Source organism: Rhodococcus tibetensis (assembly GCF_024438035.1).
Taxonomy (GTDB): domain Bacteria; phylum Actinomycetota; class Actinomycetes; order Mycobacteriales; family Mycobacteriaceae; genus Rhodococcus_F; species Rhodococcus_F tibetensis.
This window is the reverse complement of sequence record NZ_JANFQF010000019.1, coordinates 35,924-62,748: the sequence shown is the minus strand read 5'-3', so window position 1 is coordinate 62,748 and position 26,825 is coordinate 35,924. Positions and strand designations below refer to the sequence as shown.

1 protein-coding gene is annotated in these 26,825 nt (G+C 66.0%); it reads left to right on the top strand.

The features are described from left to right. Positions 1-64 precede the first annotated feature (64 nt). Positions 65-26,719 (top strand): non-ribosomal peptide synthase/polyketide synthase, encoded by a 26,655-nt coding sequence (locus NOF53_RS20490; protein WP_255972127.1) that lies wholly within the window; start codon positions 65-67, stop codon positions 26,717-26,719. Positions 26,720-26,825 lie beyond the last annotated feature (106 nt).

The window sequence follows — 26,825 nt, the reverse complement described above, 5'->3', positions numbered from 1 at the left end:
ATGTCCGGATTCGGACGCGGCCACGTTTTCACCGGTCGGGGATACCGTACGCGGAGGAGCCGCCGTGAAACGTCTCGACACGCCCAACCCGGGGACACCAATTCCGGACGCGGTGCTCTTCCCGCTGTCCGCGGCGCAGCGCGCCACCTGGTTCGCTCAGCAACTCGAGCCTGCGGTACCGATCTCGATAGCGCAGTACGTGGAGTTGCACGGCGATCTCGACGTGGATCTGTTGCGTAAGGAAACCGTCGCCGCGGGTCGCGAGTTCCAGTCACCCTTTCTCAAGGTGATCGAGGTCGACGGCCGGCCGATGCAGTACGTGGACCACGCGACCGACACGTCGATCGTCTTCCTCGACTTTCGCGGCGAGGACGACCCGGTCGCGGCCGCGCACGAATGGATGGACAAGGACTACCGAACACCACTCGATCTCGATGTCGATCGACTGGTCGAGACCTCGATCCTGTGCGTGGGAGAGTCGCACTACCTCTGGTACAGCCGCATCCACCATGTCGCGCTCGACGGATACGCCGCCATGACGATGCTCAGCCGCATCGCGCACCGCTACTCGGCCTCGGCGGCTGCTCGGGAACCGGATCCGAGGCGAGCGGCAACTCTGCGTGAGCTGTACGACATCGACGCCCGCTATCGATCCTCGGATCGATACTCGGCGGATCGGGAGTACTGGGCCGAGCGCATCAAGGGCGTCGAAGGATCGACTTTGGCCGCACGGTCTGCGCCGGCAGTCGCTCGGAGCAAGATCGAGAGCGCCTTGCTGTCCGAGGCGGCCGTTGCCGGCATCCACGGTTCCGGACGGCAGGCGACTGCGACCGCTGCCGCCACGATCATCGCCGCCTTCGCCTGTTACCTGTCGCGCCTGACCGGGAAGACCCGTGTACTGGTGCACGTTCCGCTGTCCGGCCGGACAACGTCATTGCTGCGCAATTCGGGCGGCATGATGGTCAATGTCGCGCCCCTGTCGATCTCGCTCGAAGAAGGAGACACCCTCGCCGACCTGGTGTCGCGGGTTCAGCGTGAGCTGATGGGCGCGTTGCGGCACCAGCGGTGCAGTCTCGACGACATCCGCCGCGACATGAGCGCGAGCAGTGGTGCCCGGCTGTACGGGCCGATGGTCAACGTCATGCTCTTCCGTCACGACGTTCAGCTCGGAAGTCTGGTCGGCGAATACCACATCGTCACGTCCGGTCCGGTGGAAGATCTCCTGGTCAACGTGTACTCGAGCGGCACTCCAGCCGACATCTCCGTCGATTTTCGGGCGAATCCGAATCGGTACGAGGACGCGGCCCTGCGCACGCACCACCGCCAATTCGTCGAGTTGCTGGAAGAGTTCATCGCGGCCGACCCCCATGCCTCGCTCTCGACCGTTCACCGGGCGACAGCCCGCGAAGGCGAGCGGCTACGCCTCGCAGCAGGGCATATCGAGTTCTGGACGGAACGGCTGTCGGGTCTTCCCGAAGTGCTGAACCTGCCTTCCGATCGGGCTCGACCTGCCGCGCAATCCCTGCGGGTGGATCGGGTCGGCCTCCCGATCGGTGCAGAAACTCATCGCAGAGTGGTCGCGCTGGCGCGAGAACACGACACGACGACCCTTCCTGTCCTGCATGCGGCCCTGGCAGTTCTTCTGAACCGGGTTGCGGGTACCTCGGATGTGGGCATCGGAACGACTGCCGCGGTGGACGGCAGTCAGAACATCGTGGTGCTGCGGAGCCGCGTCCGACCGGACATGTCCTTCACCGCCCTGCTCAGCCACGTTCGAGAAGTGGAAGAGGAGGCGTTCGAGCACTCCGACCTTCCTTTCGAGCAGTTGGTGCGGGCGCTCGAGGTCGCCGATTCCGCGGCGTATTCGCCGATCGTCCAGGTGCTCTTCGACCGCCACGACAAGGCAGCGGGTATTCGACCCGAGATCGGACGATTCGACCTTCGGGTGACTACGGCGGCATTCTTCGACACCGGCGGCCTCCCGGCCGGCATCACGGTGAGCCTCGTATTCGCCACCGATCTCTTCGACCCCGAAACGATGGTGCGCCTGGGAACACGGTTCCGCCGAATTCTGGAGACGATCACCGCCGACCCGGGGATCGGTGTCGGAGACATCGATATCCTCTCCGACGCCGAACGAGCGACCCTCGTTCCGGTTTCCGGCGTGCCGGGTGGCTCGGAACGCACGCTGCCCGAACTGTTCGAAGCGGCAGCGAGAACCCATCCTGCCGGTATCGCACTCTCCACTCGCGACGTCGAGATGACCTATCGAGAATTGGACGAGCGCTCGAACCAACTGGCGCGGGTCTTGGTCGCACGCGGCATCGGTCCGGAAAACGCTGTCGCATTGGGCATGGCGCGCTCGATCGAGTCGGTCCTGTCAATGCTGGCGGTAGCTAAATCGGGCGCGGCATTCGTGCCGGTGGACCCGAACTATCCGGCCGAGCGCATCGAGCACATGCTCGCCGATTCGTGTGCAGCCGTGGGTGTGACGGTGTCTGCCGAGTGTTCCCGCCTGCCCGATTCGATCCCGTGGCTGGTACTCGACGACGCCGAATTCCGAACTCTCTGCGCGGCTCAGCCGGTATCCGTCGTCACGGACGACGAGCGGGTCCGACCCCTCCGCATGGGGAATGCGGCATACGTGATCTACACGTCCGGTTCGACGGGTATGCCCAAAGGAGTGTCGGTCACCCACGCTGGCCTGGACAGCTTCGCAGCCGAGCAACGCTCACGATTCGGGGCGACGCACACATCACGGACTCTGCACTTCTCGACCCCGAGCTTCGACGCGTCCCTCTTCGAGTACCTGCAAGCCTTCGGTGCCGGTGCAACCATGGTGATCGTCCCGCCGACGGTCTACGGCGGAACCGAGTTGGCTCGGCTCCTGAAAGCGGAGCGGGTCACTCACGGGTTCATCACAACTGCTGCGCTCGGATCGATCGACCCGGACGGGCTCACCGACTTTCAGGACGTGGTGTTCGGTGGCGAGGTGTGTCCGCCGGAACTCGTCAAGCGGTGGGCGCCGGGCCGCCGCTTGTGCAACGCGTACGGGCCGACCGAGACCACCATCATGGCAAACATCAGTGAACCGATGTCGCAGGCGGGAGCAATCACCCTGGGTGGACCGCTTCGCGGATTCCACGAGGTCGTCCTCGATGCGCGGATGAAGCCGGTACCGGTCGGGGTGGCCGGGGAGCTGTATCTCGCGGGCGACGCGCTGGCGCGCGGATATCACGGCAAACCTGCGTTGACTGCGGAACGCTTCGTGGCCGACCCCTTCGGCGGTCCTGGCAGCCGAATGTATCGAACGGGCGATGTGGTGCGGTGGCGAGCGGACCACACCATCGAGTACATGGGCCGCACCGACTTCCAGGTGAAGGTCCGTGGGTTCCGCGTCGAACCCGGTGAGATCGACACAGTCCTCTACACTCACCCGCGCGTGAGAAATGCCGTGACGATGCCGCGAACGGCGCCGTCCGGAGACACGGTCCTCGTCTCGTACGTACTGCCGGTAGCCGGGCAGCGGCTCGCAACCGCCGAGCTGATGAACTATGCCCACGAGCAACTGCCGACTCACTTGATTCCGTCAGCGATCGTGGTGCTGCACGAGCTACCGATGACGCCGGTGGGCAAGCTCGACCGTGCGGCTTTGCCGGCGCCGGAATTCGTCGGGGCGGCGACCGAATCTCGTGCACCGGCGAACCCGGTGGAGCAGGCCGTGGCGCAGGTCTTCGGGGACGTCCTGGGAGTGAAGCAATTCAGTGTCGACGACGACTTCTTCGACCTCGGCGGAAACTCGCTGGTTGCAACAAGAGTCATCGCGCGCGTCAATGTCGCACTGGGCGTCGACCTCGGTGTCCGGGACCTGTTCGAGGCGCCGACGGCGGCAGCGTTGGCGGTGCGGATCGATCGTGCCGGCTTGCGGGGCACCGACCGCCCGAGCCTGGTGGCACAGAAGCGTCCGGATCGAATCCCCCTTTCGCTTGCGCAGCAGCGTGTGTGGTTCATCAATCAGTTCGACACGTCCTCGCCTGCATACAACATTCCAATGGCGGTCCGACTGTCCGGCGCCCTCGAGGTGGACGCGCTGCGGGTCGCAGTCGGGGATGTCATCGAACGACACGAATCGCTTCGCACCAGGTATCCGGCGTCGGCGGACGGACCGCAGCAAGTGATCGTGCCCTCGGCGCACGTGGTTCCGGATCTTGCGCCGAGATTCTTCGGAGACGAGGAGGCGGTGCGCGAACGGCTTGCCGCGCTGACGGCTCAGGGCTTCGACGTCAGCGCGGAGGTGCCCGTGCGTGGTGCACTGCTGCGGACCGGCCCCGACGAGCACGTCCTCGTGCTCGTGGTGCACCACATTGCGGCGGATGGGGCGTCGCTGGCGCCTCTGGCCCGCGACCTGATGGTGGCGTACTCGGCGCGGGTTCAGCAGCAGATACCGGACTGGCTCCCACTCCCGGTGCAGTACGCCGACTACAGCCTCTGGCAGAGGGCGATCCTCGGCAGTGATCGGGATCCCCAGAGCGTGATGTCGGCGCAGTTGGCGTACTGGAAGAAGACGCTCTCCGGTCTTCCCGACGCGATAACCCTCCCCTTGGATCGGCCGCGACCCGCGAACAGGTCGTTGCGGGGAGAGACTGCCTCGTTCTCGGTGCCTGCGGAACTGCATCGGGACCTTCTCCTGCTCGCGCGAAAACACGACGCGACGATGTTCATGGTGATGCACGCGGTTCTCGCGGTGTTGTCCGCCCGGCTGAGCGGATCGGATGACATCGCAATCGGGACACCGATCGCAGGACGTGGCGAAGAAGCACTCGATGACCTGGTGGGCATGTTCGTCAACACACTGGTACTGCGGACGGCGGTGGAACCCGGAATGACGTTTGCCCAGATGCTTTCGTGCGCCCGAGAAGCGGATCTCGGGGCATTCGGTCACACGGAAGTGCCCTTCGAGAGTGTCGTGGAGGCGCTCGAGCCGGGTCGATCGACCACCTATTCACCGCTGTTCCAGGTGTTGCTGGAGTTCCAGAACACGGTGACGGCCCACCTGGAACTGCCGGGACTCACCGCGGAGACGGTCGAGGTCGGAAGCGGTGTGTGCAAGTTCGATCTGCAGTTGACGCTCGCGGAGCGATACGACGGGTCGGGAATCGCAGCGGGCATCTCCGCAGCGTTCACGTTCGCTTCGGACGTATTCGACCGGGCGACGGTGGTGGGGTTCGGTGAGCGGTTGGTCCGGATTCTACGGGCTGTGGTGTCGAGTCCCGTTGTCCCGGTAGGAGATATCGACGTGCTCGCGCCGGGGGAGCGAGGTTTGGTGGTGGGGTCGTGGAATGCGACGGTGCGTGAGGTGCCGTGGGTGACGTTGGTGGGGTTGTTCGAGGCGCGGGTCGTGGGTAGTCGGGATGCTGCGGCGGTGGTGTGTGGGGGGGTGGTGTTGTCGTATGGGGAGTTCGGTGTGCGGGTCCGTCGGTTGGCGCGGTACTTGATCGGCGTGGGGGTGGGTCCGGAGTCGTTGGTGGGGATCGCGATCGGGCGTTCGGTCGAGTTGTTGGTGGGGATTTACGCGGTGCTCGAGGCGGGTGGTGGGTATGTTCCGGTTGATCTGGATCAGCCTGGTGAGCGAGTCGAGTATGTGTTGGGTGTGGTGTGTCCGGTGGTGGTCTTGAGTACGTCGGGGGATCGGGGGTTGTTGCCGGGAGGGGTTGTTGTTGTCGAGGTCGATGTTGTTGATGTGTCGGGGTTGTCGGGGGATGTGATTGGTGATGGTGATCGGTTGGGGCCGTTGCGTCCGGACAATGTTGCGTATGTGATGTTCACGTCGGGTTCGACGGGTCGGCCGAAGGGTGTGGCGGTGTCGCATGCGGGCATCGTGAATCGGTTGTTGTGGATGCAGGATCGGTATGGGTTGGGGGCCGACGATGTGGTGTTGCAGAAGACGCCGGTGACGTTCGATGTGTCGGTGTGGGAGTTGATCTGGCCGTTGCAGGTGGGGGCGCGGTTGGTGGTTGCGGAGCCGGGTGGGCATCGGGATCCGGTGTATTTGGCGAGGGTGATCGTCGAGTATGGGGTGACGACGGTGCATTTCGTGCCGTCGATGTTGGCGGTGTTCGTTGCGGAGCCGGCGGCGGTGGGGTGTACGAGTGTGCGGCGGGTGTTCGTCTCGGGTGAGGCGTTGGCTGCGCAGGTGGCGTCGAGGACGCGGGCGTTGGTGCCTGGTGTTCGGGTGCACAATTTGTACGGTCCGACGGAGGCGTCGGTGGATGTGACGTTTCATGAGGTTACCGATGCGGATACGGCGGGGGTGCCGATCGGGGTGCCGGTGTGGAACACGCAGACGTATGTGCTGGACGGGCGGTTGCGGCCGGTGCCGGTGGGGGTGGTGGGGGAGTTGTATTTGGGGGGTGCGCAGTTGGCGCGGGGGTATCACGGTCGGGTGGATTTGACGGCGGATCGGTTTGTGGCGGATCCGTTCGGTGCGGGTTCGCGGTTGTATCGGACGGGGGATCGGGCTCGGTGGTTGTCGGGTGGGGAGCTCGAGTATGTGGGGCGGACTGATTTTCAGGTGAAGGTGCGGGGTCAGCGGGTGGAGTTGGGGGAGATCGAGGCGGTGTTGTTGCGGCACGAGGGTGTGGCGCAGGCGGTGGTGGTGCTGCGTAGTGGTGGGTCGTCGGGGGATTATCTGGCCGGGTATGTGGTGCCGGCGGGCGGTGCGGTGGTGGACGAGCGGGAGGTGCGGGAGGCGGCGGCGGCGGTGCTTCCGGGGTTCATGGTGCCGTCGGTGGTGGTGGTGTTGGACGAGTTGCCGATGAGCGCGAACGGTAAGCTCGACCGAAAGGCGTTACCGGAACCCAACTTCAGTGCGGCGGCTTCAGTATTCACAGCTCCTCGCAACCCGATCGAAGAGATAGTGGCCTCTGTGGTCGCCGACCTGCTCGGGATCGCACGGGTGGGAGTCAACGACAACTTCTTCGCACTCGGCGGGAACTCCCTCATTGCCACTCGCCTGGTGGCGCGGGTCAATGCAGCGGTCGGGGACCGGATCAGTGTTCGCGACGTGTTCGACGCCCCCACTGTGGCAGGTCTGGCAATGCTTGCACAGTCGCACGAAGGGTTGGAGGCGCGAGCGCCGTTGAAGGCGAGGGAAGGTACTGCCGAAGTGCCCGTGTCGCCCGCCCAGCAGCGGATGTGGTTCATCAACCAGTTCGACACCACGTCAGCCGCGTACAACGTGGCCTTCGCATTGAGCCTCGAGGGTTCGCTCGACGTACCCGCTCTCCAGATGGCAGTGGCCGACGTGATCGAACGACACGAGGCCGTGCGCACCATATTTCCCCTCACCGACAACGGACCGCGCCAAGTGATCGTGCCCGCGACGAGCGCGGTGCCGGGCCTCGTTCCGATCGGCGTGTCGAGTGAAGCCGAGCTCCGCGAACACTGCCTGCGAGTGCTGTCCGAGGGGTTCGATGTTACGAAGCAAGTCCCCTTGCGCGCACGCCTTTTCGAACTCGACGGGCACGTGCACGTGCTCGCCGTGGTGGTACACCACATCGCAGCCGACGGTTTCTCCATGGCTCCGCTGGCTCGAGACGTCATGGATGCCTACGTGTCGCGAGTGAACGGGTCGGCGCCGGATTGGGCCCCGCTCGAGGTGCAGTACGCCGATTACACGCTGTGGCAGTACGAGTGGCTGGGCTCGGAAACCGATGAGAATTCGCCCATGTCGAGGCAGCTGGCCTACTGGATGACCACGCTGTCGGACCTGCCGGAAGTGCTGGACTTACCCACCGACCGTCCCCGCCCCGCTCTGCGATCTCTTCGCGGCGGGCGCGTCGAATTCGTCATCGGCCCGCAGGTTCACGCCGGTGTGGTGACTCTGGCGCGGAAACACAATACGACGGTGTTCATGACGGTGCATGCCGCGCTGGCGATTTTGCTGGCACGGCTGAGTGGTTCGAACGACATTGCCGTCGGGACGCCGATCGCCGGACGCGGTGAGCGAGAGCTCGATGACGTGGTGGGCATGTTCGTGAACACGCTCGTGCTACGCACCCGTGTCGACGGCGGCGCCACCTTCGCCGAGTTCTTGGAGAATGTTCGGGAAACCGACCTCGGTGCTTTCCTGCATGCGGAGGTTCCCTTCGAACGGGTTGTGGAGATAGTGAGTCCCTCCCGCTCGACGGCCTACTCGCCGCTCTTCCAGGTGATGTTCGAGTTTCAGAACATCGAGCGCCCCACACTGGAACTGCCCGATTTGCAGGTGCGGAGCGTTGACGTCGACATCGAGACCGCCAACTTCGACCTGCAATTGACACTGGCCGAGAACGCGGACACGGATGGCAACCCGGCTGGTATCGCAGCGGGGCTCGGTTACGCGAGCGATCTTTTCGACGAGGCTACGGTGGCCGGATTCGCGACACGACTCCAGCGCATCCTCACGACCGTCACGGCCACCCCGGGTACCCCGGTGGGAGACATCGACATCCTCGGCACTCGCGAGCGCGCCGAACTGACCCCGGTGACGGGCGGAGCCGCAGGTGCAGCGCGGACGCTACCGGAACTGCTGGCAGCGGCCGTCGCCAACAATCCGGACGCCGTGGCTCTGGTCTTCGAACGGCGTCACGTACGCTACCGCGAGCTCGATGAACGCTCGAATCAGTGGGCTCGCCTGTTGATCGAGCGCGGCGCCGGCCCGGAAACCGTGGTGGGCCTGTGCGTGCCCCGCTCCGTCGAATCGGTTCTGGCCGTGTGGGCAGTGGCCAAGTCGGGCGCGGCGTTCCTTCCAGTGGATCCGAATCACCCGGCTGCGCGCATCGAATACATGCTCACCGACTCCGAGGCCGTGTTGGGTGTGACGACGTCGTCACAACGCAGCGCTCTGCCCGATGTCGTGCCGTGGCTGGTGGTGGACGATGCGGACATGCTGTCGCAGTACCCGGCTTCGGCGGTCACCGATGACGAGCGGACGTCGAACGTGCGGCTCGACAATCCGGCCTACCTGATCTACACCTCGGGGTCGACGGGCAGGCCGAAAGGTGTGGTCACCACGCATCGCGGGCTGGCCGACTTTGCTCGGCAGGAAAGAGAGACATTCGCGACGACGGCCGAGTCCAGAACTCTGCATTTCGCATCACCGAGCTTCGATGCCTCCGTACTCGAGCTGCTGTTAACTCTCGGCGCGGCAGCCACAATGGTGATCGCACCGCCCACCGTGTACGGCGGTGCCGAATTGGGGCAGCTCCTGAAAACCGAACAGGTCACGCATTGCTTTGTCACGCCGGCGGCGCTGGCGTCGGTCGAGGCCGCCGATCTCACCGGCCTCGAATGTGTGGTGACGGGCGGCGAGGCTTGTCCTCCGGAGCTGATTGCACGGTGGTCGCCGGGCAGACGAATGTTCAACGCCTACGGGCCGACCGAAGCGACGGTCGTGTCCAGTATCAGCGACGTCCTGGTACCGGGGGCTCCGATCACCATCGGCGCGCCCACTCGTGGTTTCTCCCAAGTCGTGCTGGACTCGCGTCTGCAGCCGGTGCCGGTGGGTGTCCCGGGGGAGTTGTATCTCGCAGGTCCCGCCCTCGCACGCGGTTATCATCGGCGGCTCACGCTGACGGCAGAACGCTTCGTCGCCGGTCCCTTCGGCCCGGCAGGCGGTCGGATGTACCGCACCGGAGATCGGGTGCGTTGGACGAGCGACGGGCAGTTGGAGTATCTCGGCCGCAACGACTCCCAGGTGAAGATCCGTGGCTTCCGCATCGAACTCGGTGAGGTCGAGTCGGCCCTGCTTGCCCACGACGGTGTGGCCCAGGCCGTGGCGAGCGTGTGGAACGGGGACGGCGGTGGCGATCGGTTGATCGGCTACCTGGTGCCGGAATCCGGCGTGTCGATCGATTCGGGGGCGGTCCTCGACTTTGTCGGTGGCCGGTTGGCGTGGTACATGGTGCCGGCGGCATTGGTGGTACTCGACGCTCTTCCGTTGACGGTCCACGGAAAGCTGGACCGCGCAGCGCTTCCCGCACCCGAGTTCGCAGCGTCGACGGCCCGAAGCCGGCCGCCGCAAACCGAGACGGAGGAGCTTCTCGCCGGATTGTTCGAGCAGGTCCTGGGGATCGATTCGGTGGGTGCCACCGCCGACTTCTTCGCGCTCGGCGGCGACAGCATCATGTCGATACAGTTGGTGGCCCGAGCCAGGGACGCCGGGGTGATCCTCTCTCCCCGAGACGTATTCGACCGCAGAACCGTCGCCGGTCTCGCCGAGGTGGCGCGATTCGACGACGACGGCACAGTCGCTCTCGATGAGTTGCCGGGCGGCGGCGACGGCCCCATGCCATTGACGCCCGTCGCGCGATGGGTGATCGAGCGAAGCGGCGGCAGACTCGACAGATTCTCGCAGGCGTTGCTGCTGGCAGTCCCCGCCGGTCTCCACCGGGAGGTTCTGGTCGGAGCCGTCGAGGCGGTCCTGGATCGGCACGACATGCTCCGGGCGCGGCTGCTCGCCGATGAACAGAGTATGGAAGTGCTGCCCGCGGGATCGGTGCGGGCGCACGCGCTGGTACGCCACGTGCCGGTCGAGACGGTGCACGGAGAGGACTTCACGGCGTTCGCGGCAGCAGAACTCGATGCTGCGGCCGACCATTTGGATCCGGCTGAGGCCGCCATGGTGCGGGTGGTCTGGTTCGACGTTTCGAACGACGTCGGGCGACTGCTGGTGGTGGTCCACCACCTCGCGGTCGACGGTGTCTCCTGGCGGATTCTCATCGCGGATCTCGCGTTGGCCTGCACGCAACTTCAAGCCGGCGCGACTCCTGCTCTGCCGGGAGTAGGAACGTCGATGCGGCGGTGGTCGCACGGCCTGCGTGATGCGGTGCGGCAACGGACGTCCGAACTGGCGATGTGGGAGAGGATCCTGGACGGTCCGGATCCGGTGATCGGTTCGCGCCCCCTCAATCCTGAGGTGGACGTTTTCGCGACCGTCGAAACGGCTGCCGTCGAGGTGTCGTCTAGCGTGACCGCCGCCCTGCTCACCACGCTTCCGGCAGCCTTCCACGGCAGCGTGAGCGACGGGTTGCTGACCGCGCTGGCGTTGGCACTGACGGCATGGCGACGGGAACGGGGCAGTGCCGTATCGGACACCCTGATCACCCTCGAGGGGCACGGCCGCGAGGAGTACGTCGTGGCGGGCGCAGACCTGTCCCGCACCGTAGGCTGGTTCACCACCCTGTTCCCGGTGCGGTTGGATCTCACCGGAACCGACGTCGACGACGCCATGGCCGGGGGGCCGGCGGCAGGACAGGCAGTCAAGGCGGTCAAGGAACGGATGCTCGCGATCCCGGATCACGGGATCGGATTCGGAATGCTGCGCTACCTGGACGACGAGACGTCGGCGTCGCTCCTTCGATTCCGTTCTCCGCAGGTGAGTTTCAACTATCTGGGACGGGTGACCGCCACCGGCGGCGCGGGGGACTGGCTGCCGGTGAAGAGTGAGTTCGGTGGGGCCCGGAACCCCGACATGCCGGTTGCGTCCGTGATCGACATCAACGCCTTTGTCGAGGACAGTGCTGAGGGACCCCGACTGATCGCATCGCTCGCCTATCCCAGCGGGGTGCTCGGCGAGGCCGATGTCACGGCATTCGCGGATCTGTGGCAACGCGCCCTCGGTGCGCTCGCGGCGTACACGGCACGGCCGGGGGCGGGCGGGTTGACACCGTCCGACGTCCCGCTGGTGTCGGTGAGTCAGCAGCAGATCGAGCGCTGGGAGCAGCGGTTCCCGGCCCTGCGCGACGTGTGGTCGTTGTCGCCGTTGCAGTCGGGGTTGCTGTTTCATGCTTCGCTGGCCGCGCGCGCGGTGGATGTGTACACAGCGCAGCTGCGGATCGACTTCGAGGGTGCGGTCGACGTCTCTCGGCTACGCGCCGCCGCAGCCGGGCTGCTGGACCGCCACCCGAATCTGCGGACCGCGTTCGTCTACGACGACAACGGGGTCCCGGCGCAGCTGGTGGTCGACAAGGTGGAGCTACCGTGGCGTGAGGTGGATCTGACCGCGCAGGGGCACGGGGAGACCGAACTCCAGCAGTTCCTGGACAAGGACCGCAGCACCCGGTTCGACCTCGACGCACCCCCGCTGCTGCGGTTGACGTTGCTGCGGACGGCACCGCAGCAGTACGTCCTCGCGATCACGAACCATCACATCATTCTCGACGGCTGGTCGATGCCGTTGCTGGTGCGTGAGTTGCTGCTGCGCTACGCCGCCGACGGCGCCCCGGCCGGTCTGCCGGAGCCGCCTTCGTACCGCACATATCTGGAATGGATAGCGAGCCTGGACGGATTCGCGTCGGCTCGGGCCTGGGAACGGGCACTGGAGGGCGTCGAGGAGCCGACGCTGGTGGCCCCGAAGGCGTCTGCGGCGCACTACGGTGTACCCGGCGAGGTCGACATCACTCTGCCTGCCGGGGTGGTCGACGGGCTCGTGGCGGTGACTCGGCGCCTCGGCGCCACGATGAACACGGTAGTCCAGGCCGCATGGGGAGTGTTCCTGTCCCGCTACCTCTCCCGCGACGACGTGGTCTTCGGTGCCACCGTGTCCGGTCGTCCGCCGCAGCTGTCCGGTGTGGAGAACATGCTGGGGCTCTTCATCAACACCCTGCCGGTGCGGGTACGGGTGGGCCCGGACGAGAGTTTCGCGCAGTTGCTCACCCGCCTGCAGGAGGAGCAGGCGTCCTTGCTCGACCACCATCACCTCGGGCTCGGTGAGATCCAGTCACACGCGGGCCTGGGTAATTTGTTCGACACGCTGTCGGTGTTCGAGTCCTATCCCGTCGACACCTCCGGATTGGACGAGAACACCGACATCGCCGGGATGCGGGTGACCGCCCTCGACGCCCGCGATGCCACCCACTATCCCCTCACGCTGCTGTCCATCCTCGAACCCCGGCTGCGGCTCGGCCTGCGCTACCAGCCGGGAGTCTTCGACCACGAGACGGTCACCCGATTCGCCGAGCGACTGACCGCAATCCTCGAGACCGTCGCTGCGGACACGGACACCGCGGTCGGTGATGTGGAGGTTCTTGCTCGGGGTGAGCGGGAGTTGGTGGTGGGGTCGTGGAATGCGACGGGGCGTTCCGTGCCGGGGGTGGGTTTGGATGAGTTGTTCGATGCGCAGGTGGTGCGGAGTCCGGGTGCGGTGGCTGTGGTTTTCGACGGCGTGGTGTTGTCGTATGCGGCGTTCGATGTGCGGGTGAATCGGTTGGCGCGGTATTTGATTTCGGTGGGGGTGGGGCCGGAGTCGTTGGTGGGTGTGGGGGTGCGTCGTTCGGTGGAGTTGGTGGTGGGGATCTATGCGGTGATCAAGGCGGGTGGGGCGTATGTTCCGATCGATCCGGATTTGCCGGCGGAGCGGATCGGGTATGTGGTGGCGACGGCGGATCCGGTGTTGGTGTTGGTGAGTGGGGCGGATCGGGGGGTGTTCGCCGGTGTGGATGTTGTGGAGTTGGACGCTGTGGATGTGTCCGGGTTTTCCGGTGATCGGGTGCTGGATGGGGAGAGGTTGGCGCCGTTGAATTCTCGTCATCCGGCGTATGTGATGTTCACGTCGGGTTCGACTGGGCGACCGAAGGGGGTGGTGGTGCCGCATGGGGGGATCGTGAATCGGTTGTTGTGGATGCAGGAGGTGTATGGGCTGGGTTCGGATGATGTGGTGTTGCAGAAGACGCCGGTGACGTTCGATGTGTCGGTGTGGGAGTTGTTCTGGCCGTTGATGTGTGGGGCTCGTTTGGTGGTTGCGGTGCCGGGTGGGCATCGTGATCCGGTGTATCTGGAGCGGGTGATTCGGGAGGAGTCGGTGACGACGGTGCATTTCGTGCCGTCGATGCTCGAGGTGTTCTTGGCGGGGGCGGAGGTGGGTGGGTGTGGTTCGTTGCGTCGGGTGGTGACCAGTGGTGAGGCGTTGGCGCCGGCCACGGTGGGGCGGTGGTTCCGGGCCGGTGGGGCGGAGTTGCACAACTTGTATGGGCCGACGGAGGCGTCGGTGGATGTGACGTTTCATGAGGTGGGGGTGGGTGATGGTGGTGGTGTGACGGTGCCGATCGGGGTGCCGGTGTGGAACACGCAGACGTATGTGCTCGATGGGCGGTTACGTCCGGTGCCGGTCGGGGTGGCGGGGGAGTTGTATTTGGGGGGCGTGCAGTTGGCGCGGGGGTATCAGGGTCGGGTGGATTTGACGGCGGAGCGGTTCGTGGCGAATCCGTTCGGGGTGGCGGGTTCGCGGTTGTATCGGACCGGTGATGTGGTGCGGTGGTCGCCGTCGGGGGAGTTGGAGTATCTGGGGCGGACGGATTTTCAGGTCAAGTTGCGTGGTCAGCGGGTGGAGTTGGGGGAGGTAGAGGCGGCGTTGTTGCGGCATGAGGGTGTCGCGCAGGCGGTGGTGGTGCTTCGTTGGGGGTCGGCGGGTGATTATCTGGCGGGGTATGTGGTGCCGGTGGGTGGTCGGATCGATGAGGGAGAGGTTCTCGGGTTTGTTGCGTCCCGGCTTCCGGGGTATATGGTGCCGTCGGTGTTGGTGGTGCTGGCGGAGTTGCCGGTGACCGCGAACGGCAAACTTGATCGTAAGGCATTGCCGGAACCCGACTTCGGGACTACCACGTTTCGTGCGCCGACCACCCCCGTGGAAGAGGCGGTCGCGACGGCTTTCGCCGAGGTCCTCGGTGTCGACCGCGTCGGAGCCGATGACAGTTTCTTCACCCTCGGCGGAGACTCACTCAGCGCCACCCGTGCGGTGGCGCGTATCAATAGCGTGCTGGGGACGAGCCTGGGTGTCGCCACCCTCTTCGACGCGCCCGTCGTGTCGGCGCTGGCGAGCCGAATCGAGTCGACCGTGATGACGGGTTCCGCCGCTCCGGTACTCACCGCGAGGCCGCGGCCCGCTCGGATTCCCCTTTCTCTCGCGCAGCAACGGATGTGGTTCGTCAACCAGTTCGACACCTCCTCACCGGCCTACAACATCCCGGTCGCCCTGCAGCTGGAGGGAGTGATGGACCCGGGGACTCTACGAGCGGCACTCGGGGACGTCATCGAACGGCACGAATCACTGCGTACCGTGTTTCCCGGCTCTCCCGACGGACCCCGGCAGGTGATCGTCGATTCCGGGATCGCCACTCCCGACATTGATTCCGTCCCCGTTGCCGACCCGGACCTCCGAGATTTCCTCGCCGCCTTCTTCAATACGGGATTCGATGTCGCCGAGGAACTCCCCATCCGGGTGAGGCTATCGAGGCTCGCTCCCGAGCGGCACGTGCTCGCCCTCGCCGTTCACCACATTGCGGCCGACGGCTTCTCGATGACGCCCCTGGCGCGCGATGTGATGCTCGCCTACACCGCGCGCACGCAGCAGCGAGCCCCCGGTTGGGCACCGCTGCCCGTGCAGTACGCCGACTACAGTCTGTGGCAGCGCGAGGTCCTCGGCACCGAGGACCAGCCCGAGTCGGTGATATCGGAACAGCTCGACTACTGGATCCGGACTCTGTCGGGCGGCCCGGAGGTTATGCCGCTGCCACTGGACCGCCCGCGACCCGCACAGAGGTCCTTCCAGGGTGCCGTCGTCGCCTTCGACATCGCACCTACCGTGCATAACGCCTTGCTCGGCATTGCACGCCATGCTCATTCAACTCTGTTCATGGTGATGCACACGGCCTTGGCGGTATTGCTCGAGAGGTTGTCGGGCCAACCCGACGTGGTGGTGGGAACGCCGGTCGCGGGACGCGGCCACCGAGCACTCGACGATGTCGTGGGGATGTTCGTCAACACGCTGGTACTCCGCACGCCGGTGCCTCCAGAAGCCTCGTTCGCCGACGTGCTCACCGCGGTCCGCACGGTGGACCTCGGCGCATTCGAGCACGCGGACATTCCCTTCGAACGGCTGGTAGACGTACTCGCACCCGAGCGGTCCACCGCGCACGCACCGCTGTTCCAAGTGTTGCTCGAGTTCCAGAACGACACCCGGGCGCACCTGGAGCTACCGGGATTGACAGTCGAATCACTCGACGTCGATCTCGAGGTGGCGAAGTTCGACTTGCAGCTGAGCCTGGCTGAGCGAGTCGACGAGAATGGGCTGCCGGCTGGGATCAGCGCCGGTTTCCGTTACGCGACCGACGTATTCGACAGGACGTCGGTCGAGCGTCTTGCAGAGCGCTTCGTTCGCGTTGTGGAGGCCGTGTCGGCAGACCCGACCGTGCCCGTGGGAGACATCGACCTCCTGCACCCGGCCGAGCGCGAGTTCGTACTCAACGCCGTGCACCGACCGGGAATCGATGTCGCACCGACGACGTTGGCGGACGTACTCGACCGTGCGGTGGCCGCCACAGGCGATGCCGTCGCGGTGCGCTGCGACGGCTCGTCCACGACATACCGGGAACTCGACGATCGGGCAAACCGGCTTGCGAGACTGCTGGTAGAGCGGGGGGCGGGCGCGGAAACACTAGTAGCGGTGGGGATGACGCGGTCGGTCGACTTGGTGGTGGCACTGCTCGCTGTGGTGAAATCGGGTGCCGGTTACCTACCGGTCGACGTAACCTCTCCGACGGAGCGGCTGACCTTCCTGCTGAGCGATGCGCGCCCGAGGTGTGTGCTCACTACTACCGCGGACGCGCCGGCAATCCACACCGTCGACGCGGCGGTCATTGTCGTCGATGATCCAGACACCCTGACTGCGGTGCAACGGTACTCGCCGCTGCCGATCACCGACGAAGACCGGCGGAGTCCGCTGCGCGCGGACTCGGTGGCGTACGTGATCTACACCTCGGGATCCACTGGACGGCCGAAGGGTGTGCACGTCTCGCATCGCAACGTGGTCACGTTGCTGGCAAACACGCAAGCCCTGTTCGGGTTCGGCCAGGCCGACGTGTGGACCATGTTTCATTCCGCAGCATTCGACTTTTCGGTGTGGGAAATGTGGGGAGCCCTCGCGTACGGAGGCCGGCTGGTGCTGGTGGACTACTTCACTGCGCGCTCACCCGAGAAGTTTCTCGCACTTCTGCGCGACGAACGTGTGACGGTCCTGAACCAGACCCCCACTGCTTTCTACCAGTTGGCAGAGGCGGATCGTCTCATCGGTGGTCCCGGTCTGTCTCTGCGGTACGTGATCTTCGGCGGGGAGGCCCTCGAATTCGGGCAACTGACGCGCTGGTACGCACGCCGCGGCGACACCGCGCCGGTTCTGGTCAACATGTACGGCATCACGGAAACGACGGTGCATGTCAGCCATCTGCCGCTCGACCGAGACCTGGTGAAGGAGCCCGCATCGGTGATCGGCCGGGGCCTGCCCGGTCTGCGCGTGTACGTGCTCGACGAACGGCTGCATCCGGTGCCGCCGGGCGTGATCGGGGAGATGTACGTCTCCGGGGCTCAGGTCTCGCGCGGGTACCTCGGCCGGCCCGCGCTCACGTCCACCCGATTCGTTCCCGACCCCTTCGCAGTTGGGTTACGGATGTACCGGTCCGGTGATCTGGGCAAGTGGAATCGAGACGGACAGCTGGAGTACCTCGGCCGTAACGACCTCCAAGTGCAGGTGAAGGGCTACCGGATCGAACTCGGCGAGGTGGAGTCGGCTCTCCTCGCGTGCGAGGGAGTGGCGCAGTCGGTGGTGACGGTACGCGGGGATCGGTTGGTGGGGTACGCCGTGCCGGAGACCGGCGTCGCGATCGACCCGGGCGCAATCATCGACACAGCCGCGGAGAGGCTGGCGTCGCACATGGTGCCGGCCGCAGTGGTGGTTCTCGACGAGATGCCGGTGACAGCGAACGGCAAACTCGACCGAAACGCGTTGCCCGAACCGGACTTCAGACAACAAGTCACTACGAGCCGTGCCCCAGTCACCGAAACGGAACGGATTCTCGCAGGTCTGTTCGCCGAGGTCCTGGGCCTCGACTCGGTGGGCGTCGACGACTCGTTCTTCACCATCGGCGGGGATTCGATCATGTCCATTCAGCTGGTCACCCGCGCCAAGGCGGCCGGCGTCCTGATCTCGCCGCGAGAGGTGTTCGAACGCAGAACCGTTGCGGCTCTGGCCGAGATAGCCGGTCAGGGTGATGAGACTGTGGTTCTCGACGAGTTGCCCGGAGGCGGCGTCGGCGAGATTCCGTTGACCCCGATCGCGCGGTGGCTACTCGGCCGCGGCGGAGATTTCCGCCGCTACTCGCAGACCGCACTGTTCACAGTTCCGGCAACCTTGGACGAATACACCCTGACTCAGGCCGTACAGGCCGTGCTGGACCGCCACGACCTCCTGCGGTCGCGCCTGTACCGCACCTCCCGCACCGAAGAAGGCTGGTCGATGGAGGTGCAGGCCGAAGGGGCGGTGCGGGCGGCCACGGTGGTTCGCCGGGTGCCGGTGTACGGCGGATTCTCCGTCCTCTCTGCGCAGGAACTCGACGCAGCGCTCGATCGGCTCGACCCGGAGTCGGGCGTGATGATCCAAGTGGTGTGGCTCGACACGAGCCGGCACGGGGATGCTCGATTGTTGATCGCCGTCCATCATCTGGCGATGGACGGCGTGTCCTGGCGGATTCTGATCCCCGACCTCGCCATGGCGTGCGCGCAACTGCAGTCCGGTCCGGCACCGGCACCGGCGCTGGAGCGACCGGGGACGTCGATGCGCCGATGGGCGTACGCGCTCGCCGATGCGGCGCACGAGCCGTATCGCACAGCGGAACTCGAATTGTGGCAACGGATGCTGGCCGCGCCCGACCCGATGCTGGGGTCGCGTCCGGTGGCCGAATCGGACACCGCCCTCATCGCCGAGGACGTCGAGGTGCGCATTCCGGTGCCGTTGACCGAAACACTCCTGACGACCGTGCCGCAGGCTTTTCACGGCGGCGTGGGAGATGCATTGCTGACGGCGCTGACGATGGCACTGATCCGATGGCGGCGCCGCCGGGAGATCGAGGTCGCAGACGCGTTGGTGAATCTCGAGGGACACGGCCGTGAAGAGCAGGTGGTGCCAGGGGCGGATCTCTCTCGCACGGTCGGATGGTTCACCACGATCTTCCCCGTCCGACTGGATCTTTTCGGCGTGGACCTCGACGACGCGTTCGCCGGAGGTCCGTCCGCAGGGGTCGCGCTGAAAACTGTGAAGGAGCAGCTCCTCGCCGTACCCGACCACGGGATCGGCTTCGGACTCCTGCGGTACCTGAACAACGAGACTGCCAAGGAGCTTTCACCGCTGTCGCTGCCGCAGGTCAGCTTCAACTATCTCGGAAGAATGGGCCGGACCGCTACGGAGGACGCCGAGGGGTGGATGCCGGTCGAGGAACCCGCTCTGCGTGAGAAGGCCGCTGCCGACGTGCCCGTCGCGGCGGTCGTCGACGTCAATGCGATGGCAATCGACGCCGGCGACGGCCCCCAGCTGAACTCCACGTGGAGTTATCCACCGGGCGTCCTGACCCGCGAGGACATCGACGAACTCGCGCAGCTGTGGGTACAGGCACTCGCTGCTCTCGGCGCGCACGTCGAGTCGGGCGGCGGCGGATTCACGCCGTCGGATTTCGATCTCGTCGAACTAGGGCAGGACGTGATCGAGGCCCTCGAAAGTCGCTGCCACGACCTGACCGACGTGTGGCCGTTGTCGCCGTTGCAGTTCGGCATGCTCTTTCAGGCCGAACTCGCCGACGCATCCGTCGACGCCTACCTCGTGCAGGTCGGTCTCGACCTTCGTGGTGAGGTAGATCCGCGTCGTCTCCGTCGCGCTGTCGCCGCCTTGCTGAACAGGCACGCCAACCTGCGCACCGCTTTCCTGCACGACGACGAGGGCAACACGGTGCAAGTCGTCCGGCGACAGGTCGAAGCGCTCTGGCGTGATATCGATCTGACCGCGCTCGACGACGACGCGGCGGCGTCCGAGACCGAGCGCCTGCTGGCCGAAGACAGGGTCCGTCCGTTCGACCTGAGCCGCACCCCGCTGATCCGCTTCATGCTGATCGCGACCGCGCAGAACCGATACCGGCTGGTCTCGACCAACCACCACATCCTTCTCGACGGCTGGTCTATGCCGCTGCTGGTCAAGGAGTTGCTGACGCTCTACGTCACCGACGGCGACCCGGCACCGCTGCCACGCGTGCGCGGGTACCGCGACTATCTGGCGTGGATGAAGCACCGCGATCTCGCGCCCTCCCGGGAGGTTTGGGCCCGGGTTCTGGCGGGGGTGGAGGGGCCGACGTTGCTTGCGGGCGGAGCGACGGGGAATGTCTTCGGGGAACGGGGACGGCGGCTGTCGACCACCCCTCGAGAGTGGGTGTTCGACCTGGACGAAGACAGCACCACCCGCCTGCGCGAGGTCGCGCGTTCCCGAGGATGGACGATCAACACTGTCGTTCAAGTGTCCTGGGGAATTGTGCTCGGTACGTTGACGGCCCGCGACGACGTCCTGTTCGGTGCCACCGTCTCCGGGCGGCCTCCCGAGCTGGCCGGCATCGAGACGATGATCGGACTGTTCATCAACACCCTGCCCGTCCGCATCGAGCTGCGTCCCGACGAATCGGTGGGTGCGCTGTTGGATCGTGTCCAGGCCGAGCAGGCGGCGTTGTTGGATCACCACTACATAGGCCTGGCCGAGATTCAGCGCGCCACGGGGCCGGAGGTCGGATTCGACACGTTGACCGTGTTCGAGTCGTACCCGGTCGACCGCACCGGGCTGTCGACTGACACCGATATCGCCGGAATGCGCGTCGCGGGGGTGGATGCGCGCGATGCCGCGCACTATCCGCTCAGCCTGGTGGCGTCCGTCGACACCCGTCTGCACCTGAAGTTCGAGTACCTGCCCGACGTCTTCGAGGTGGACGCAGTCGAAGAAATCGCCGAGCGTGTGCAGCGGGTACTCGACGCCTGCACCCGGCCGGAACAGCCGTTGGCCGCGCTGTCGCTGCTCACCGACGCGGAACGCGCCGAGTTGGTGCCGGTCCGCGGTCGTCCGGGCGGGTCGGCCCGCACTCTGCCCGAGATTTTCGCCGATGCCGCCGCGCTCGATCCGGACGCGATCGCACTGTCCTTCGAAGACGAGCACGTGAGCTACCGCGAGCTGGACGAGCGGTCGAATCGTCTAGCCCGTGCACTCATCGCCCGCGGTGTCGGACCGGAGAGCTTCGTGGCCATCGGAATACCGCGGTCCCTCGACTCCATGCTGTCGGTGTGGGCGGTGGCGAAGACGGGAGCGGCGTTCGTGCCGATCGACCCCAGCTACCCCGACGAGCGAATCAGGCATATGCTCACCGATTCCGGAGCGGCACTCGGCGTGACCACCACGCAGCACCGTGGCCGCCTCCCCGGCGCCGCGCAGTGGCTGGTCCTGGACGAGTCCGACTTCGCGACCGAATGCGCCGAATATTCAGCAGCGCCCGTGACCGATGTCGATCGAAGCGGTCCGATTGCGCTGGACACCGCCGCGTATCTGGTCTACACCTCGGGGTCCACGGGCCTGCCCAAGGGTGTCCTCGTCACCCATCGTGGTCTCGACAACTTCGCCCTCGACCAACTCGAAAGATGCGGCGCGACAGCACAATCACGCACCCTGCACTTCTCGACGCCCAGCTTCGACGGATCGGTATACGAGTATCTGCAGGCCTTCGGGGCCGGCGCGACGATGGTGATCGCGCCGCCCACGGTATTCGGCGGCGAAGATCTGGCACGGCTCCTCGCGGAACGGGAGGTCACCCACGCGTTCATCACCACCGCGGCGCTGGCGTCACTCGACCCAGGCGGGTTGGATCACCTGGCGGACGTGGTGTTCGGCGGTGAAGCGTGCCCACCCGATCTGATCGCCCGCTGGGCACCGGGCCGTCGGCTCTACAACGGGTACGGGCCGACCGAGACGACGATCATGTCCAACATCAGCGAACCGCTGGTTCCCGGCGGTCCGATCACCATCGGCGGGCCCATCCGCGGCGTGACGGAACTGGTGCTCGACTCCCGACTGCAACCGGTCCCCGTCGGAGTGCCGGGCGAGCTGTATCTCGCTGGGGCAGGTCTGGCCCGCGGCTACCACCGTCGGCCGGCGCTCACGGCCGAACGGTTCGTTGCCGATCCCACACGACCCGGCGAGAGGATGTACCGCACTGGGGATGTCGTGCGGTGGACCGCCGACCACAGCATCGAGTACCTCGGCCGCAGCGACTTCCAGGTCAAGGTCCGGGGTTTCCGCGTCGAACTCGGCGAAATCGACGCCACCCTCATGTCGGAGCCGGATGTCGGGTTCGCGGCCACGATCGCGCACCGCGGTCCCGCCGGTGACACGCTGCTGGTGTCCTACGTCGTGCCGGCGGCGGGTCGCGTCCTCGTCAGTGCCGTGCTCACCAGGAGTCTGGAGCGCCGTCTGCCGTCGCACATGGTGCCGTTCTCGATCGTGCTGCTGGATCGAATCCCGTTGACGGCAGTCGGCAAGCTGGACCGCACGGCACTGCCGGAGCCCGACTTCCTTTCCACGACAGGTCCATACCGGCCGCCGGCCGACCCGATCGAGGAAGCGGTAGCCGACGTCTTCGCGGACGTACTCGGACTAGGGCGGGTGGGTGCCGATGCCGGGTTCTTCGACCTCGGCGGCAATTCCCTGAGCGCGACCCGCGCGATGGCCCGGTTGCGGGCGTTGCTCGGCACCGACTGTGGGGTCCGTGACCTGTTCGAGGCGCCCACCGTGGCCGCGCTGGCCGCACGGATCGAGCACGCTGGTGCGCGGCAGTCCGAACGCCCGGTGCTCGCACCCCGCACGCGACCCGAGAACATTCCACTGTCGTTCGCGCAGCAGCGCATGTGGTTTGTCAACCAGCTCGACACCAGATCGGCCGCCTACAACATCCCGATCGTGGTGCGGCTCAGCGGTGTACTGGACGTGCCGGCGCTGAACTCGGCGATCACGGACGTCGTCGCTCGACACGAGTCGCTGCGAACGCTGTTCCCGATCCGCGGGGCCGGGCCCGTTCAGCAGATCCTGCCCACCGAGAGCGGGGTGAACTCGCTGGCTCCTGTCTCAGTCGTAAACGAGCATCACCTGCGAGAGCAGCTTGCCCGGCTCGAGTCGACGGGTTTCGATGTCACCGCGCAGGTTCCGCTGCGCGTGCGACTGTTCTCCCTCACCGCCACCGAGCATGTGCTCGCCGTTGTGGTGCATCACATCTCGGCAGACGGGTTCTCGATGGTCCCCCTGGTACGCGACGTGATGACGGCGTACGGGTCCCGTGCCCGCGGTGGAGCGCCGGAGTGGGCACCGCTGCCGGTTCAGTACGCCGACTACACGCTGTGGCAACGGGAGCTGCTGGGCTCGGCCGACGACCCCGAATCCCTGATCGGGACGCAGCTCGATTACTGGCGAACCGCGCTGGCGGGAATACCCGACCTCCTGGAACTGCCCACCGATCGTGACCGGCCTCCCCAGCAATCCTTCCGCGGCGCACGCATCCACTTCACCGTCGAGCGCGGCCTTCATCGACGGATCAAAGAACTGTCGCGACGTCTTCGCTCCACCGAGTTCATGACCGTCCATGCCGCACTCGCCGTCCTGTTGGCGCGGCTCGGCCGCACCGACGACGTCGTGATCGGAACTCCGATCGCCGGCCGGGGAGAACCCGCTTTGGACGATCTTGTCGGGATGTTCGTGGGCACGCTCGCTTTGCGCACACAGGTCGATGCGGCGAAGTCGTTCACCACGCTGTCGGCGCAGTGCCGTGACGTCGACCTCGGCGCCTTCACCCACGCCGACGTTCCCTTCGAGCGTGTGGTGGAAGCCGTCGGGCCGACTCGCTCGACCGCCCACGCACCGATCATCCAGGTCTCCTTGGAGTTTCAGAACAATGAGCAACCGGTCCTGACACTGCCGGACTTGGCGGTCCGCGCACTCGACCCCGAGCTCGCCGTCGTCAAGGTGGATCTCGAATTCCTCCTGGCCGAGGAGTTCGACGCGAGCGGTGCGCCGGCAGGCATGAACGGCGCGGTCGATTTCGCCACCGATCTCTTCGATGCCGACACCGTACAAAGTTTCGCCGACCGGTTCGTGCGGATTCTCGATGCTGTCACCGAGAACCCCGACCGCCCGATCGGCGACCTCCCACTTCTCGACGAGGTGGAGATGCGAGCATTGGTGCCGGCCCGCGGCGCACCTGAAGTACGCCCGGAGCTGTGGCCCGACCTACTCACCGCCGCCGCCGGACTCGACCCCGACTCGGTGGCCCTGTCCTGTGAGGGCAGGCACGTCCGCTACCGGGAACTCGACGAGTGGTCCAATCGGCTGGCGCGGGTCCTCCGTGACCGCGGGGTGGGGCCGGAAACCTTCGTGGCGCTCGGAATGCCCCGCTCGATCGAGGCGGTGGTCTCGATCTGGTCGGTCACCAAGGCAGGCGCGGCCTTCGTGCCCGTCGATCCGGCATACCCGGCCGAGCGCATCGACTTCATGCTCTCCGACTGTCGTGCTTCGGTCGGGCTCACCGTGAGAGGTCACCGGGGCACTCTGCCCGACACGGTTCCGTGGCTGGTGCTGGGTGACGACGACTTCGACGAGCAGGTGGCGGGGGAGTCGTCGGCGCCGATCACCGACGAGGACCGGACGAGCCGGTTGTCTCTCGCCCATCCGGCGTACCTCATTTACACGTCGGGGTCGACGGGAAAACCGAAGGGTGTGGTGGTCACTCATCGAGGCATCGCCAATTTCGCGGAGGAAACCCGCGAATGTTTCGAGGTCACGCCCGAGGCCAGGGTGTCGCATCTGGCCTCCCCGAGTTTCGACGCGTCGGTGTTCGAGCTGACGATGGCGTTCAGCGGCGGGGCGCGGGTGGTGATCGTGCCGCCCACCATCGTCGGTGGAAGCGAATTGGCGAGTCTGTTCCGCCGAGAGCGGGTGACCCATGCCACCATCACACCCACCGCGCTGGCCGCCCTCGACAACAAGGAACTCGATTCGCTTCGCGTCCTCGATCTGGTGGGTGAGGCGTGCCCGCCGGAAGTGGTCGCGCAGTGGGCGCCGGGCCGCAGCCTGCACAGTGGATACGGGCCCACGGAGACCACCGTTCAGGCGAGTGTCAGCGCCCCGATGCGTTCCGGGGAGCCCGTGAACATCGGGGCGCCGGCAGTGGGACTCGCGTTCTTGGTTCTCGACGAGCGACTGCAACCCGTGCCCGTCGGCGTGCATGGCGAGTTGTACATCGTCGGTCCAGGTATGGCACGCGGGTACCACAGCCGGTCTGCGCTCACCTCGGAACGCTTCGTCGCCTGCCCCTTCTGCGAGCCGGGTTGCCGGATGTACCGGACCGGTGACGTGGTGCGCTGGCGGAAGTCGACGAGAGGAGCGACGGGGGAATCCGTAAGCCACACCCTCGAGTACATCGGCCGCAGCGATTTCCAGGTCAAGGTTCGCGGTTTCCGCATCGAGCTCGGCGAGATCGACGCCGTGCTCGCCCGCCATCCGGCGGTGGCGTTCGCTGCCACCATCGGCCACACCGGACCTTCGGGCGACGCGGTGCTCGCCTCCTATGTGCGCGCGCAGGACGGGCAGAAGGTGAAGCCTGCGGAACTGCGCACTTACGCGTCCGAGCGCCTGCCCGCACACATGGCGCCGGCCGCGGTGATCGTCCTGGACGAGATTCCCATGACCCCGGTGGGTAAGCTCGACCGGAAGGCTTTGCCCGCACCAGAATTCGGTTCCACAGTGGCGGCGTTCCGGGCGCCGGCCACGGACACGGAGCGGGTGATCGTGGATGCGTTCGCAGAGGTCCTCGGCGTGGATCGGGTAGGCACCGCAGACAGTTTCTTCGACCTTGGTGGGAATTCCCTCCTCGCCACCAGGATCGTCAGTGCCCTGGAGGCCGGACTGGATCGGACAGTTCCGCTGCAGTGGATGTTCCTCGACCCCACCCCGGCGGGGATCGCCCACCGTCTCGACCATCCGGCCCGCGCCGCCGGTGTGGAAGAGGCACTCGCCGTCGTGATTCCGTTGCGCGCGCAAGGCAAGGGAACCCCGTTGTTCTGCGTGCATCCGGGAATCGGACTCTCGTGGGGTTACGCCGGTCTCGTCCGATATCTACCGCCGGACCGGCCGGTGTACGGATTGCAGCTGCCTGCGATCAGTGGTGAGCCGTTACCCGAGTCGCTCGAACAACTTGCGCGGCGCTACGTCGAGGAAATCAGAACGATTCAGCCCGACGGTCCCTACGACTTATTGGGCTGGTCGCTCGGCGGTGTGATCGCACATGCCATGGCCGTCGAACTCCGGTCGTCGGGAGACGAGGTTTCTACCCTGGCCCTCATGGACAGCTACCCCGAAAACGGTGAGCAACCCGTCGTTGATCAGCTCGATCTTCGGGAACTGCTCCGGGGACTCGGAGTAGAGACCCACCTGCCTGACAATCAGCTCACCTTCGAGCGTGCGGCCGAGCTGCTCGGTGAAGCGTTCGGGGCCGAAGCCGGCGTCACCGCGGAACATCTTGAACGGATCGCGGCCGGGTACGAGAACTCCAGGCGGCTCGGGCACCGGTTCGTTCCCCGGGTCTATGACGGGGACCTGCTCATCTTCCCTGCCACCCGCGACGGAGACAGCGCCACCGGTCCGCGGTCGGCCGACGAGTGGCGATCGCTCGTGACCGGCCGGATCGACGAGCGGCCCGTGGACTGCGAGCACAACGACATGATCGCACCGCAGTCCCTGGCCGTCATCGGGCCCGTCCTGGCCCGCTCGCTCGAAGTGCGTACGCAATGACCTCGAGTGGGTGGGCCAATGACCTTGCCGGCGGGCAGGGCCTGCTTCCCTGATTCGCCCGTCGGTAGTAGTCTGGCCTGCGGTCTGTAGAGTGCAGTCGTCGCTC